The sequence below is a fragment of the Halobaculum sp. P14 genome (genome assembly GCF_051195155.1).
Taxonomy (GTDB): Archaea; Halobacteriota; Halobacteria; order Halobacteriales; family Haloferacaceae; genus JBNTKA01.
Map to the genome: position 1 here is coordinate 261,981 of NZ_JBNTKB010000001.1, position 12,842 is coordinate 274,822.

Consider the following 12,842-nt stretch of genomic DNA (forward strand, 5'->3'; position numbering starts at 1 on the left):
GCCCATCGTCGCCACGTCGGTTCGACGGGCGCTCCGCTTACCGTCTCACTGCACGGGCGTGACGGGATTCGAACCACGGTCGGAGCAGAGCTCCTCCCTGATTAGAATCCCGCCATTCCGGTTCGCTCACTACGTTCGCTGCACGGGCGTGACGGGATTCGAACCCGCGGTCTAGCGGTTAGGAACCGCTCGCCGTATCCGCTTGGCCACACGCCCCGGTCGAGGATGTGCGACCCGCAGTCAAAAACGGTCCGGAGCCCCGGCCGGTCAGTTGTTCTCGGTCGCCGTCTCGGTGGACGTCGTCTCGGAGTCCGACTCGCTCGGCGACACCGTCTCCTCGACGGTCTCGTTCGCGCCTTCCTGCATGTCCTGCAGCTCCTCTTCGATCTCTTCGCGGCCCTTCTTGAATTCGCCCATCGCCTGGCCGGTCGACCGTGCGAGCTTCGGAATCTTGTTCGCGCCGAACAGCAGCACGAGCACGAGGAGAATGATGAGCATCTCCGGCCCGCCGGGGATCGCGCCGAACAGGGGTACTGTGGTGAGCATCTCTACTCTCGGGTTACCCGGTGGCAATTATAGGCTTTTTGGACCGCTTAGAGCGACAATAACAACTCCAGTCCGGACGACAGCCTCCACGAGTGCCACAGCATCGGTCTGCCCCGTAGATTCCCGCGCTGCAGGACGCGGGTCTCCGGTGTATCCGACGACCGACGCCACCGCCCGGAAGTGTCGTTCGAGTGTTTCGTTCGGTCCCGCCTGCACGGCGTCGATTCCGGGTGCCACTGCTCGGGGCGTCGCGCTTCATGGCCCCGAGACCGTCCGGGGCACTCGTCTCCCCGTTCAGTCCGGATTCATACGGGCCGAAAAGAACTATGTCGCGTCGACCGTGTACACGGCGTATGGCGAGTGTTGAGTACTGGGTCAGCACGGTCCTGTCCCGCCCGAGGGAGGTGGGGACGCTGCTGGTCACTCTCGGGATACTCGGCGGCGTGGCGCTGAACTTCTCTGACGCGAGGGACGCCGTCGCCGTCGTCTTGGGCGCGGTCGGCGTGGCGGCCGCGACGGTGGTCCTCGGTCAGCCGTTCCGAGTCGAGTGGCACTACTGGTTCGGCGGGACGGTTCTCGCCGGCGCGGTAATCCTCGTCGTCGACGCCGAACGGAACGCCTGAGTGACCGGCTTTCGCCACCAGAGACGCACGAACCGCGTTCAGTCCGCTGACGAGCGCGGAATCGTGATGGTGACGGTCGAGCCGCGCGGCTCGGCCGAGCGGGTGTCGAGGGTCCCGTCGCACCGCCGAACGATCCAGTTCACCATCCACAGACCGAGGCCGCTGCTGTGTTTGAGTTGCGTCTCCTCGCCCTCGAGCAGGACGTCGACCTCCTCCGCCGGGATTCCCGGACCGTTGTCGGTGACCGTGACGACGGCGTCCGTCGGCGTCTCGGTCACGGTGACGGACACCTCCGGTTTCCGGTCGTTGTGGACGACGGCGTTCTCGACGATCTGCTGGACCGCGTATCCGATGAGCGGGTGCGCTTCGACGACGAGGTCGTCCGGGGCCTCGACCGTGAACTCGGCGTCGCGGGCGCCGTCTCTGTTGGAGGTCGCGACCGCGTCGACCGCGTCGCGGACGCGGTCCGCGATGTCGACCCGTTCGCGCTCGCCGGTCGTTCCGCGAATCGCGCGTTCGGCGACGCGGGCCTTGTCGGCGAGGTCGATGACGTGTTCACAGCGCGTCTCGATGGTTTCGAGGTGGTCGTCTCCGTCCTCGGTCCGGTCTTCGAGCAGCGCGGCGTAGCCCTGAATCACGTTGACGTCGGTCCGGATGTCGTGGCGAAGCACCCGGTTCAGGACGCTGAGCGACTCCGCGAGCTGCTCGGCTTTCGCCCGCTCGGTCGCCAGCGCGCGTCGCTGCCGGTCGGCCTTCGCGACGTGGACGCCGACGAACGACCCAACGATGAAGCCGCCGTTGAGCCAGCCGACGACGGTCGTCATAGTCGGGACGGTGTGCGCGCCGACGAGCACCTCGTAGTACTCCTCGGCGAGCGCCGCGGCCGCGAAGACGACCGCCCCGAACAGCGCGTACGTGACGATGGTGCTGACCTCCGAAGGAACGAGGTGGCTGCGGTGTATCCACCGCGTCGTCCAGGCCGCGATTAGTGCCGTTCCGAGCGGCCCGAGCGCCCAGTAGACGAGTGGGGCGCCGCTCACGACGTCGCCGTCGACGATGACGAGCACGCTCACGGCGAGCAGGCCGGCGGCGACCCCGAGATAGACGACTAGCCGTCCGCGGAGCCCGTCGACTCCGGCGTCGTCGGCCCCGACGGGCCCGAACGGAGTGACGGCGTCGCTGCCAGCGGTATCGCTACCGGCGGCGTCGCTACCGGCGGCGTCGCTACCGGCGGCGTCGCTGCCTGCCGCACCGCCGTCGGACGTTCGGGTGGCGACATCGTCGGTCATCGTCCGGTCATCCTCGAAGCCTGCGCACCCGACAGGGAAAGCAATTTGGACGGTTCCCGGTCGGCGGCGCCGTTCGGCGACCGGGACACCAGCGTTTTTACCGGCGGTGGCGTCACCCGAGGTATGAGTGATTACGACGCCGGCGGCGACACCGGCGCGGACGGCGCCGACACGGAGGGCCGCCGGAAGTACGACCCCGACGGCACGCACGCCTTCCCGGACGACCGCGTGAACGAGGTGCTCGTCGCCATCGACGACGACCCGGAGATTCACACGTATCTGCGGGCGCAGAACGTCAACGCCGTCGAGCGGAAGGGCTACAACGACCACGGCGCGAAGCACATCGAAATCGTCCGGAACCGCGCGCTTCGGCTGTACGACCTGCTGAAACGCGGCGGCGTCGACTTCAACGGCGCGGCCCAGCAGGGGCTCGACGAGGCGGACGAGGCGGTCATCGTCGCGCTCGCCGCGACGCTGCACGACATCGGCCACGTCGTCCACCGCGACGAGCACGCCTACTACTCGATTCCGCTCGCCGCCGACCTGCTCGACCGGTTCCTCGAACAGTTCGACTTCTACGGCGTCGACGAGCGCGTCCGCGTGAAAGCGGAGGTGCTGCACGCCATCCTCTGTCACCACACCGAGGAGACGCCGCTGACCCGCGAGGCCGGCGTCATCCGCGTCGCCGACGCGCTCGACATGGAGCACGGCCGGTCGCGGATGCCCTACGAGAAGGGGGGCCGCGGCATCAACACGCTCTCGTCGCAGGCCATCCGGAACGTCGAACTCAAACCCGGCGACGAAGCCGACGGCGAAGGCGAACCGGTGCCGGTGCTCGTCGACATCGAGATGGTGAACGCCGCCGGCGTCTACCAGGTCGACAGCCTCCTGAAGGCGAAGCTCCGCGACTCGCTCATCGAGGAGTTCGTCCGCATCGTCGCCATCAACACGAAGGCCGACGACCAGCTCGTCGAACGAATCGAACTGTAACCGTCGCCGACGAGTCGCCGACCCGCCGCCGCCCACACCGACCCGCGTTCCGCCGACGGCCGCTCTGCGTCGAAGGCGTCTCCTCGCCTCCGCTTCGGCGTGTACGGAGGCCGCTCGGGGCTGGTCGCGTTCAGCAAGACTGATTAGCGCGACCCGGGTTTTTCGAGGCATGACTGACCACTTCGACGTGGTTATCGCCGGTGCCGGTCCCGCGGGCGCCCAGTGCGCCCGAGACCTCGCGGACCGCGACTACGACGTCCTCGTCTTGGAGACGGAGAACGAAGACGAGTTCCCGCGGCAGAGCAACAAGTCCACGGCCGGGACGTTCCCGTCGATGATGGGCGCGTTCGGCGTCCCCGACGACGTCGTGATGAACTTCACGGACAGCGTCGTCCTCGAGTCGCCGAACGACCACTTCGTCCAGGAGCAGCCCGGCGCCGTACTGGAGTTCGCCGACTTCAAGCGCTTCCTCGTCCGGGACGGCCGCGAGAACGGCGCCGAGTACCGGTTCGACTCGCGGGCGACCGCGCCCGTCACCGACGACGGCGCCGTCGTCGGCGTCCGCTACAACGGCGACGAGGAGGTCCGGGCGGACGTCGTCGTCGACGCGACCGGGCCCGCGGCGCCGCTCGCGAAGCAGGTCGGCGTCAGCGACCTCGAACGGGAGAACCAGGCCATCGGCATCGAGTGGGAGATGGAGGGCGTCGACGTCGACCACCCGGACTACGCCGACCTGACGGACGGCATGATGCTCCGGCTCGACCACGACCTCGCGCCGGGCGGCTACTCGTGGATTTTCCACACCGGCGGCGACACCGCGAAAGTCGGGCTCTGCTACATCCAGAACGAGAAGTACCACTCGAACACGGACGGCATGAGCATCGACGACTACCTCGAACACTGGCTGGAGACCGACCCGCGGTTCGCGGACGCCGAGAAACTGGCCGGGAAACAGCACCGCGGCTCCGCGCACATCCAGCCGCCCGGCGAACTGTCGACGGCCGGCTTCATGGCCATCGGCGACACCGTCCCGAGCATCGACCCGCTGTGGGGCGAAGGCATCCACAAGGGCATGAAGTCCGCCCGCGCCGCCGCCGTCACCGCGGACCGCTGTCTCACCGGCGGCGTCGACACGTCCGCCGCCGAGATGTCGGTGTACGACGACCTCTGGCACAGCGAAGTCGCGCCCGACACCTCGATTCGGCTCCTCATGACGCATCTGCTGTACTACGCGCCGAACGACCGGTACGACCGGTTCATGCACGACATCAACCGGATGGACCTGTCGACGCTCGCTGACGCGAACGGCGGCAGCCTGCTCGCGATGTCGAAACTCCTCCACCTCGGCGACCTCCCGATGCTCCGGAACTTCGTCCGCGACCACCCCGACATCGTCAAGGGCGCGCTCTCCGACGTCGGCCCGCTGTCGTTCCGCTCCTCGTAGCCGTCGACCGACCGCTCGGCCGGTGATACGCGGCGGTACAAATCGCTCCCGTATCCGTCTCACAGCACAGTCGATTGTCTCGAAGCCGACCGTCTCACAGCACGGTCGACCGTTTCGGGACGGTTAGTCGTCCCCGACGTCGGCGGCGACGACGGCGTCCGCCCGGGACGCGCGCTGGAACACCAGCCAGAAGACGCCGGAGGCGACGACGATGAACGCGGCGGCGGTGTAGAAGGCGGCGGAGGTGGAGACGTAGTCGATGATGAGGCCGATGCCGACCGGACCGGCGACCTGCCCGACCTTCCACGAGATGCTGCGGAGGCTCATCGCGGAGGCGACGGCGTCGTAGTGTTCGCCCTCCTCGACGAACAGCGACATCGACGCGGGGAGCCGGATGCTGTCGGCGACGCCGAGCACCATGTAGGCCGCGAACAGCGTGAAGAAGGCGCCGCCGAGCACCTGGTCGCCGCCGAAGACGTGTAGCCTGTACGGGTCGATCGCGCCTTCGAACCGGTAGCTCGCCGGAATCATCGCGGTGCCGAGGCCGTACAGCAGCGCGCCGACCACGACGAAGTACTCCTTCCGGCCGACGCGGTCGGCGAGTTCGCCGACGTACCCCTGCGTGAGCGCCTTCGTCAGTTTGCCGCCGGCGAGAATCCAGCCGATGGCGAACGTCGTGAGCCCGAACTCGGTGCGCGCCAGGATGGGGAGGAAGATGATGACCGCCATCTTCCCGACCGAGAACGCGAGCCGGAACAGCACGAGCGACCGAATCATCGGGAGGTCCAGCAGGTCACGGAGCGTGTCGAGGCCGCCGCTCTCCTCGCGGTCGGCGCCGCCGCCGGGGTCGTCGCGGAGGAACAGGTAGACGAGGACGAACGCGACGATGGTGACGCCGCTGAGGACGACGTACGTGAACGTGAACCCCTCGGCGTACAGCAGGTAGCCGCCGACGAGGTCGCCGGCGAGACTGGAGATGGCGGCGACCTGGTTGTACGAGCCGAGCCACCGGCCGTTCTCGCCGTCGGGCGCGATGGTGCCGACGACGGTCGACCCGGTTATCCAGAGGATGGAGGCGCCGACGCCCTGGAGGATGCGGACGAGGATGACGTGGACGGCGCTGTCGACCAGCATGAAGCCGAAGAAGACGACGACGTTGATGGCGAGGCCGGCGAGCAGCCAGTGTTTCGCGTTGCCGGTGTCGACCTTCCGGCCGAGCGGCAGCACGATGAGCAGCTGGACGACGGCGAACGCGGTGCCGAACAGCCCCTCGATGAACCCGGAGGTGTGGTAGAGTTCGGCGTACAGCGCGAGCGCGATGAGCAGCGTCGAATACGCCTGACTGCGGGCGAACGCCGTGCCGGCGAGCGCCGCGAACTCTCTGTCGCGCAGGAGCCCGACTGAACTACCGAACCGAGCCACGGTTACGTCTCGAAACACGGGGGGCGTGGTTAAACGGTGTCATTCCGGTCGGCTTCGCAGGGGGGTCACACCCCTCGCAGGACGGAGCCCGCTCGGCACGTCGACCGGATTCGGCGCAGAAAACACGGCGACCGCGACCCAGACCGCCGCTTTTCGGCTGTCTCACTAAGTCTCGGCAGCGGCGGCTCCGCGGTTCAAATCCCCCTGGGCGATTTTCGCCTCACTTCGTTCCGCAGAAAGTGCGCCGGCCGGGATTTGAACCCGGGTCGTTGGCTTGGAAGGCCAAAGTCATACCAGCTAGACCACCGGCGCGCTCGCCTCGCCGTCCGCGGCGTCTGCGCCGACCGTTCCGGTCGGATTCGGGCGCCGACGGCGCTTCGAGGCTACCCGTCTGTAGTCGCAGCGGGATTAAGGGGTTTGCCTTTTCGGTCAGTCGTCGGCGGCGGCGTCGGCCTCGTCTCTCGGGCCGGCGGCGTGGCCCTCGTGGGCGACGGCGGTCGCGAGCAGGTCCGCCGAAATCGCCGGGACGTCGTCGGCGCCGACGGGGCCGAGTTCGTCGATGTCGTCGGTGGAGCGCGGGAACTCCCGGAGGTCCATGTGGAGCGCGATACCGCACTTGGCGCCCTCGCCCATCGCGACCGGAATCTGGTTGTGGCCGGGCGTCAGGTCGCCGACCGCGTAGACGCCGTCGACGGAGGTGCGGCCGTGGTCGTCGACGGCGACCTCGCCGTCGTCGTCAACGCGGTCGAGTCCGAGCGCGTCCGCGAGTTCGGCGTGGTAGTCCGAACCGTACATCGGGAAGCCGCCGCGGTACTCGCGGACGGAGCCGTCCTCGAACTCGAACGACGCCAGCCAGCCGTCGTCGTCCTTGTTCATCGACGCGATCTCCTCGCGGACGACGTCGACCGGGTGGTTCTCCAGCATTTCGGCGGTGTCGTCGCTCCACGTCGGGTCGGCGCCGCGGGTCAGCACGTCCACCTCGTCGGTGAAGTTAAGCATGATCATCGCGACGTGGGCGGCGGCGTCGCCGGCGCCCATCACGTACACCGGTTCGTCGACGAACATGTACGCGTCACAGTGCAGGCAGTAGTGCAGTCCGCGGCCCGTCGGCGGCAGCGGCGGGTCGGGGCGCTCGTCCGAGAACCCGGTGGCGAGCACGACGCGTCGGACCGCGTGGTCGTCGTCGCCGGCGGAGACCGCGAATCCGTCGTCGGGGACGTCGCCGCGGGCGGCGACGTCGTCGACGTAGCCGCGGACGTAGTCGGCGCCGTAGCTCTCCACCTGTTCGCGGGCGGTCTGGAGGAACTCCGCGCCGGAGGTGTCCTCGGTGACGCCGATGACGTTGTGGGTGTCTTGCATCATCGCGGCGCGGCCGCCGCCGCGGTTGACGACGAGCGTGTCCAGGCCGAGGCGAGTCGCGTACAGCGCCGCAGTGAGTCCGGCGGGGCCGCCGCCGACGACGGCGACGTCGTAGTCGAATTCGGCGTTCGCACTCATGTACCGGCGTTGCGTCGCCCGCCGTATAAAGTCGTGTTCGGCTGTGCGGCGGCGCCGCGAACCCGGGCGGTTCCGCACCCCGAACAGTCCGCGCCCCGAAGCCGCGACTCGCCGCGGATTTCGGTCGCCGATTTCGGCGGCCGCGCTACCGGTCGCCGGGGGCGACGACGGCGTAGCAGTTCCCGCTGGAGACGAACTCGTCGACGACGCGGACGCCGGCGGCGTCGAGGTCGGCCCGGAACTCGGCTGGGTCGTAGACGTGGTAGAACCGCGGCTCCGTGTCGCCGCCGGGCAGCGTCCAGTCGACGGTCGTATCGAAGCCGTCGTCGCGGTCGAACCGGTCGTGTTCGGTGCTCCAGGCGCTCACGAGGCCGCGGCCGTCCGGCGCGAGCGCGCGGCCGAGTTCGGCGAGCGAGTCGACGCGGGCGTCGCGGGGCCGGAGGTGGTGGAGCGCGGCGACGTACACGGCGAGGTCCGCGGCACCGGCGCCGACCGGGAGCGCGGCGGCGTCGCCCCGCACCAGTTCGAGTCGGTCGGCGTACCCCCTGTCGGCGGCGCGGCGGCGCGCCTCGGTGAGCAGCCCGCCGCTGACGTCGACGCCGACGACGCGCTCGGCCGCGTCGACGAGGAGTTCGCTGTGCCGGCCGTTCCCGCAGCCGACGTCGAGTGCGACGTCCACGGCCGGGGCTCCCGACCCGTCTCCGCGGAACTCGTCGAGGAACGACTCGACCTCGGGCCACGGGTACTCCCGGGTCTTCGAGAAGTGCGCCGCGATGCGGTCGTAGACGGCCGCGACGCCTGGCGCGGCCCGGCTCCCGTCGCCGGGCGCCTCCTCGGCGGACGTGTCCTCGCTCGGTACGGCTGCGTCACCGTCCGCTGTGGTTCGTCGTGTCATCGTCAGATGTACGCGAAGACGGCGTACGTGATGGCGAGCATCACGGCCGCGTGTTTCACGCCGTCGCGGACGTCGCCCTCGCCGAGCTGGCCGGCGATGAGCCCCGAACAGACCGACTGAATCGCGGCTGCGTGGTAGAACAGCGTGACGTACGTCGACGTGTCGATGTCGCTGAGGCCGCTGAACACGCCGCCGGAGATGCCGGTGCCGGGGACGCCCTGTGCGGCGCCGCCCAGTTGTGCGTTCTCGACGGCCGGGATGAACGACACGGTGAGCGCGGCGACGATGCCGACGAACACGAAAAAGGAGACGTAGATGACGAGCAGGTACGTCACCATCACCTGCCGGCGTTCCCGGCGGAGCCGCCGGGTCGCGCGGGCCTCGTCCGCCGCGATTTCGAGCACCGGCGCGACGTCGCCGCTCGCCGCGATGGCGTTCGTGATGAGCGCGACGGCCCGCGACACCATCGGCGACCGCACCCGCTTTTCCATGCGTTCGAGCGCCGCCGAGGCGTCCGCGCCCCACTGGATGTCCCGCCACGTCCGCTGCACCTCCGGCGTCAGCCGTTCGAGGTCCGACTGCGTGAGCCGCTCGATGCTCTCGACGACCGTCATGCCGGCGTCGTTGATGCTCGCCATCCGGTCGAGGAAGTCCGGCACCGCCTCCTCCATGGCGCGCGTCCGCCGCTTGTCCGCCTCGTAGACGACGCCGAAGACGACGAACGCGAACAGCGTCGCCTCGAACACCGGCGAGTCGAGCGTGCGGAGCGCGGGCAGCGGCGCCAGCGGGACGGCGCCGGCGCGCAGCAGCACCCAGACGACGCCGACCGGAACCGTCACCGCCGCGGTCACGGCGGGCCGTTCGAGCAGCGCGTCCAGCGGCCGGTCCAGCCACGCGAGCAGCCGTTTCAGCCGGTCGTACATCGCCAGCCGCTCCCGGCTCGCCGTCCACCTGTCGCCCACCCAGTCCGCGCCGCCGACGCCGCCGAGCAGGCCGGCATCCGCGCCGTCGACGACGCCGCCGTCCGTCCGGCCCGCCGTTTCGTCGCTGCTCCGCGCGTTCGCGACCTGCACCGTCCGCGGGTCGGTCGCCGCCTCGGGGCCGCTGACGCCGCCGGTCCGGTCGGCCGTCATGGAGTCGATGTAGACGACGAACGCGGCGCTCGCCAGCGGGACGCCAGCGTAGACGACGACCCGGAGCAGGTCCGTGGTGTCGCGCAGCACCAGGCCGATGACGACGAGAATCGTGATGAAAAACAGCGGCCCGGCGACCAGCACCGTGACGTACGCCTCCGCGAGCGTCGACAGCAGTTCGAGGTACTGCTCCTGCTGGGACTCGGCCTCCTCCTGATACCGCTCGTACTGGCCGCGGAGGAACTCGGAGAGGCTCTGGCCGCTGCCGAGCACCGACGCGAGGTTCTCGCCGAACTCCGAGAGGTTCTGCGAGGGCGACCGCGCCGCCATCCGTTCGAGCGCGGTCAGCACGTCCGTCCCGAACGTGTTCATGTCGCGGACGGCGACGCCGAGTTCGCTCGCGGCTTCGCCGTACACCGACTCGTTCTCGGCGAGCGTGTTCAGCGCCGCCGGAAACGACATCCCGGACCGGCTGAGCGCGTACATGAACGCGACCGTCCGGGGCAGCGTGGACTCGATCCGGCCGGCGCGGGCCTGCGCCCGCTGGTCGAGCAGCGCCCAGCGGAGGTAGTAGGTGCCGACTGCGGCGCCCGCGCCGACCGTCGCCGACGAGAGCAGCAGCAGCGGGAATAACTGCCCGGCGCCGAGTTCGCCGAGCCGAGTGAAGTTCGCGAGGAAGCCGAGCGCCGGCGGAAGCGCCGTCCGCAGCGCGGCGCCGCCGAGCCGGAGCAGCGCGAACAGCGCGGCGATGCCGTACACGCCGAGCACGGAGCCGGCGACGCCGAGCAGCCCGGCGTACAGCAGCGTCCGGGAGGCGTACGCCCGGTGGGTCGTCGCGACGTGCGCCGCCCGGAGCCGCTCTTGCTGCTCGCGCTTCCGCGGGCTCTGCTCCGCCACGTAGTCGCCGAACACGGCGAGCGCGACGCGCGTCGTCGCCAGACTCACCCGCGGGTTCGCCCACGCCGCGGCCGGCACCGCGAGCACCGCCAGCGACACGAGAAGCGGCACGTACTCGAGCATCGTCAGCGACCGCCACCGCCGTCGGCGTCGTCGTCAGCCCTCTCCCCGGACTCGTCGGCGTCGGGGCCACCGAAACCACGGTCGTCGAAGCCGCCGTCGAACCCGTCCTCGCCGAATCCGTCGTCGGTACCGAATCCGTCGTTGGAACCGTCGGTTTCGTCGCCTTCGGCCTCCGTTCGGTCGGCGTCCCAGTTGGCGGCCTCGCCGGCTTCGGCGTCCCTGTCGGTGGCCTCGCCCTCGCCGCCTTCGGCGCTTCGGTCCGCGTCGACGACGCCGGTGTCGACGTCGGCGTCGAGGTCGTCGGCTTCGGCCTCGATTCGGTCCATGACGCGGTCGCTGTCGGCGTAGTACTCGTTGACGAGCGCGGTGAACCGACGGTAGTCGGTGACGTTGCGGTCGCGGAGGTGTTCGAGGAACCGCTGGCGGTCCCGCATCTCCCGGAGCAGCCGCGAGCGCGTCCAGCCGCGCTCCTCTTGAATCTCGCCGAGGAGGTCCGAGTCGCGCCGCCTGAACGAGTCGGTTTCGGGGTCCCAGTTGAACGCCGACGAGTAGTCGAGTTCGCCGGTGCGCTGGTCGATGCCGCCGATTTCGCCGACGGTCTTCACGCGGCGAACGCGCTCGCCGCCGAACCGGGTGAGCGTCTGTACCGACAGCATGTCGAGGCTCTGCACCATCGCCCGCGGAACGTTGATGGGCTCGTTTTCGAGCCGGTTGATGACGGTCTCGATGGAGTCGGCGTGCATCGTCGAGAACGTCGTGTGCCCCGTGTTCATCGCCTGGAACAGCGTCACGGCCTCCTCGCCGCGCACCTCGCCGACGATGATGTACTCCGGGCGGTGCCGGAGCGCAGAGCGCAGCAGGTCGTACATGTCGATGTCGGTGCCCTCGTGGAGGCGCTCTCTGGTGACCGACGACAGCCAGTTGTCGTGGTACAGCGACAGCTCCCGGGTGTCCTCGATGGTGAGCACCTTCGAGCGCGGCGGGATGAACATCGACACCGCGTTCATCGACGTGGTCTTCCCGGAGGCGGTGCCGCCGGCGAAGATGAGGCTTTTGTTGTGCTCGATGCACAGCCAGAAGTACGCCATCTGCTCGACGCTGAACGTGCCGTAGTTGATGAGGTCGATGGGCGTGAACGGCTCCTCGGCGTACTGCCGGATGGTGAACGCGGAGCCGCGCGGCGTCACCTCCTCGCCGAGCGCGAGTTCGGCGCGCGAGCCGTCCGGCAGCGTCGTCTCCACGATTGGGTCGCCGACGGAGATGTGCTGGCCGGACTGCTGAGCCAGCTGGATGACGTAGTTGTCGAGCTCCTCCTCCGTGAACGAGATGTTGGTCTCGATGTCGGTGTAGGTGTCGTGGTAGACGAAGATGGGGAGGTCGTAGCCGTCACAGGAGATGTCCTCGATGTGGCGGTCGTTCAACAGCGCGTCCACCTTGCCGTAGCCGCGGAAGTCTCGGTCGATGTAGTACAGCAGCGTGTAGTAGGTGTCCATCCCGGCGTCGACGCCGTACTGTTCGAGCAGCGACTCCAGCTCCTCGCGCAGCGTGTCCTCGTCGGCGCGGCCGACGTCGGCCCGGTACAGCAGCGGGTCGCGGATGTCGTCGACGACTCGCTGCAGCAGCGCCAGTTCGAACCGGTCCAGTTCCGGCTCGACGACGTGGTAGCGGTGCGCGCTCTCGGCCTCCTCGTACGTGATGACGACGTAGGCGTACGGCGCGTTCACCCAGTACCGCTCGATTTCCTCGTGGCCCTCCGGCGGGTCGAACGACGCGAACGGGCCGTCCTCGCCGGGGCGGAACGGCCGGACGTCGATGTCGGCGCCGCGAAGCATCTCGATGGTGCGCGAGATGCGCCGCTTGAGCGCGTCCACGCGGCTCTCAGACGAGTCCGTGCCGGCCGCGAGGTCCCCGGACATGCGCGTAGTCACCGACCGTTCGGCCGTCCCGTACTTAAATCCGACACCACCGGCCTCGGCTGCGAGA

Annotated in this window: 10 protein-coding genes and 2 tRNA genes; 3 read left to right on the plus strand and 9 right to left on the minus strand. The window is 69.2% G+C overall.

Annotated features, from left to right (window positions below):
• Positions 1 to 143 precede the first annotated feature (143 nt).
• Positions 144 to 216 (minus strand) — tRNA-Arg (locus ACQUS7_RS01380).
• A gap of 51 nt (positions 217 to 267) precedes the next feature.
• Positions 268 to 546, minus strand: coding sequence for a Sec-independent protein translocase subunit TatA/TatB (locus ACQUS7_RS01385; protein WP_435128614.1), 279 nt, complete (start codon positions 544 to 546; stop codon positions 268 to 270).
• Positions 547 to 899: 353 nt separating this feature from the next.
• Here ACQUS7_RS01385 and ACQUS7_RS01390 point away from each other — a divergent pair, with 353 nt between their 5' ends.
• Positions 900 to 1,169: a hypothetical protein gene (locus ACQUS7_RS01390; RefSeq protein WP_435143880.1), complete on the plus strand. Its 270-nt coding sequence runs from the start codon at positions 900 to 902 to the stop codon at positions 1,167 to 1,169.
• Positions 1,170 to 1,207: 38 nt separating this feature from the next.
• Here ACQUS7_RS01390 and ACQUS7_RS01395 read toward each other — a convergent pair whose 3' ends face one another.
• Positions 1,208 to 2,458: a sensor histidine kinase gene (locus tag ACQUS7_RS01395; RefSeq protein ID WP_435143883.1), complete on the minus strand. Its 1,251-nt coding sequence runs from the start codon at positions 2,456 to 2,458 to the stop codon at positions 1,208 to 1,210.
• 123 nt (positions 2,459 to 2,581) lie between these two features.
• Between ACQUS7_RS01395 and ACQUS7_RS01400 the strand changes: the two genes are divergently transcribed.
• Together ACQUS7_RS01400 and ACQUS7_RS01405 are read left to right on the plus strand one after the other, a co-directional pair.
• Positions 2,582 to 3,448 (plus strand): HD domain-containing protein, encoded by an 867-nt coding sequence (locus ACQUS7_RS01400; RefSeq protein ID WP_435143886.1) that lies wholly within the window; start codon positions 2,582 to 2,584, stop codon positions 3,446 to 3,448.
• A gap of 169 nt (positions 3,449 to 3,617) precedes the next feature.
• On the plus strand, positions 3,618 to 4,892 hold the full coding sequence (locus ACQUS7_RS01405; protein ID WP_435143889.1) for a digeranylgeranylglycerophospholipid reductase: 1,275 nt from the start codon (positions 3,618 to 3,620) through the stop codon (positions 4,890 to 4,892).
• A 123-nt stretch (positions 4,893 to 5,015) separates the two neighbouring features.
• Here the strand turns inward: ACQUS7_RS01405 and ACQUS7_RS01410 are convergent, their stop codons facing one another.
• From ACQUS7_RS01410 to ACQUS7_RS01435, 6 genes are all read right to left on the minus strand, one after another.
• A complete protein-coding gene (locus ACQUS7_RS01410) occupies positions 5,016 to 6,314 on the minus strand; it encodes an MFS transporter (RefSeq protein ID WP_435143892.1) in 1,299 nt (432 codons plus the stop codon).
• 240 nt (positions 6,315 to 6,554) lie between these two features.
• Positions 6,555 to 6,626, minus strand: a tRNA-Gly gene (locus tag ACQUS7_RS01415).
• A gap of 117 nt (positions 6,627 to 6,743) precedes the next feature.
• Entirely contained in the window at positions 6,744 to 7,811 is a 1,068-nt protein-coding gene (locus tag ACQUS7_RS01420; protein WP_435143895.1) for an NAD(P)/FAD-dependent oxidoreductase, read from the minus strand.
• A gap of 145 nt (positions 7,812 to 7,956) precedes the next feature.
• Positions 7,957 to 8,706 (minus strand): class I SAM-dependent methyltransferase, encoded by a 750-nt coding sequence (locus ACQUS7_RS01425; protein WP_435143898.1) that lies wholly within the window; start codon positions 8,704 to 8,706, stop codon positions 7,957 to 7,959.
• A 2-nt stretch (positions 8,707 to 8,708) separates the two neighbouring features.
• A complete protein-coding gene (locus ACQUS7_RS01430; protein ID WP_435143900.1) occupies positions 8,709 to 10,859 on the minus strand; it encodes a type II secretion system F family protein in 2,151 nt (716 codons plus the stop codon).
• Positions 10,860 to 10,861: 2 nt separating this feature from the next.
• Entirely contained in the window at positions 10,862 to 12,775 is a 1,914-nt protein-coding gene (locus ACQUS7_RS01435; protein WP_435143903.1) for a type II/IV secretion system ATPase subunit, read from the minus strand.
• Positions 12,776 to 12,842 lie beyond the last annotated feature (67 nt).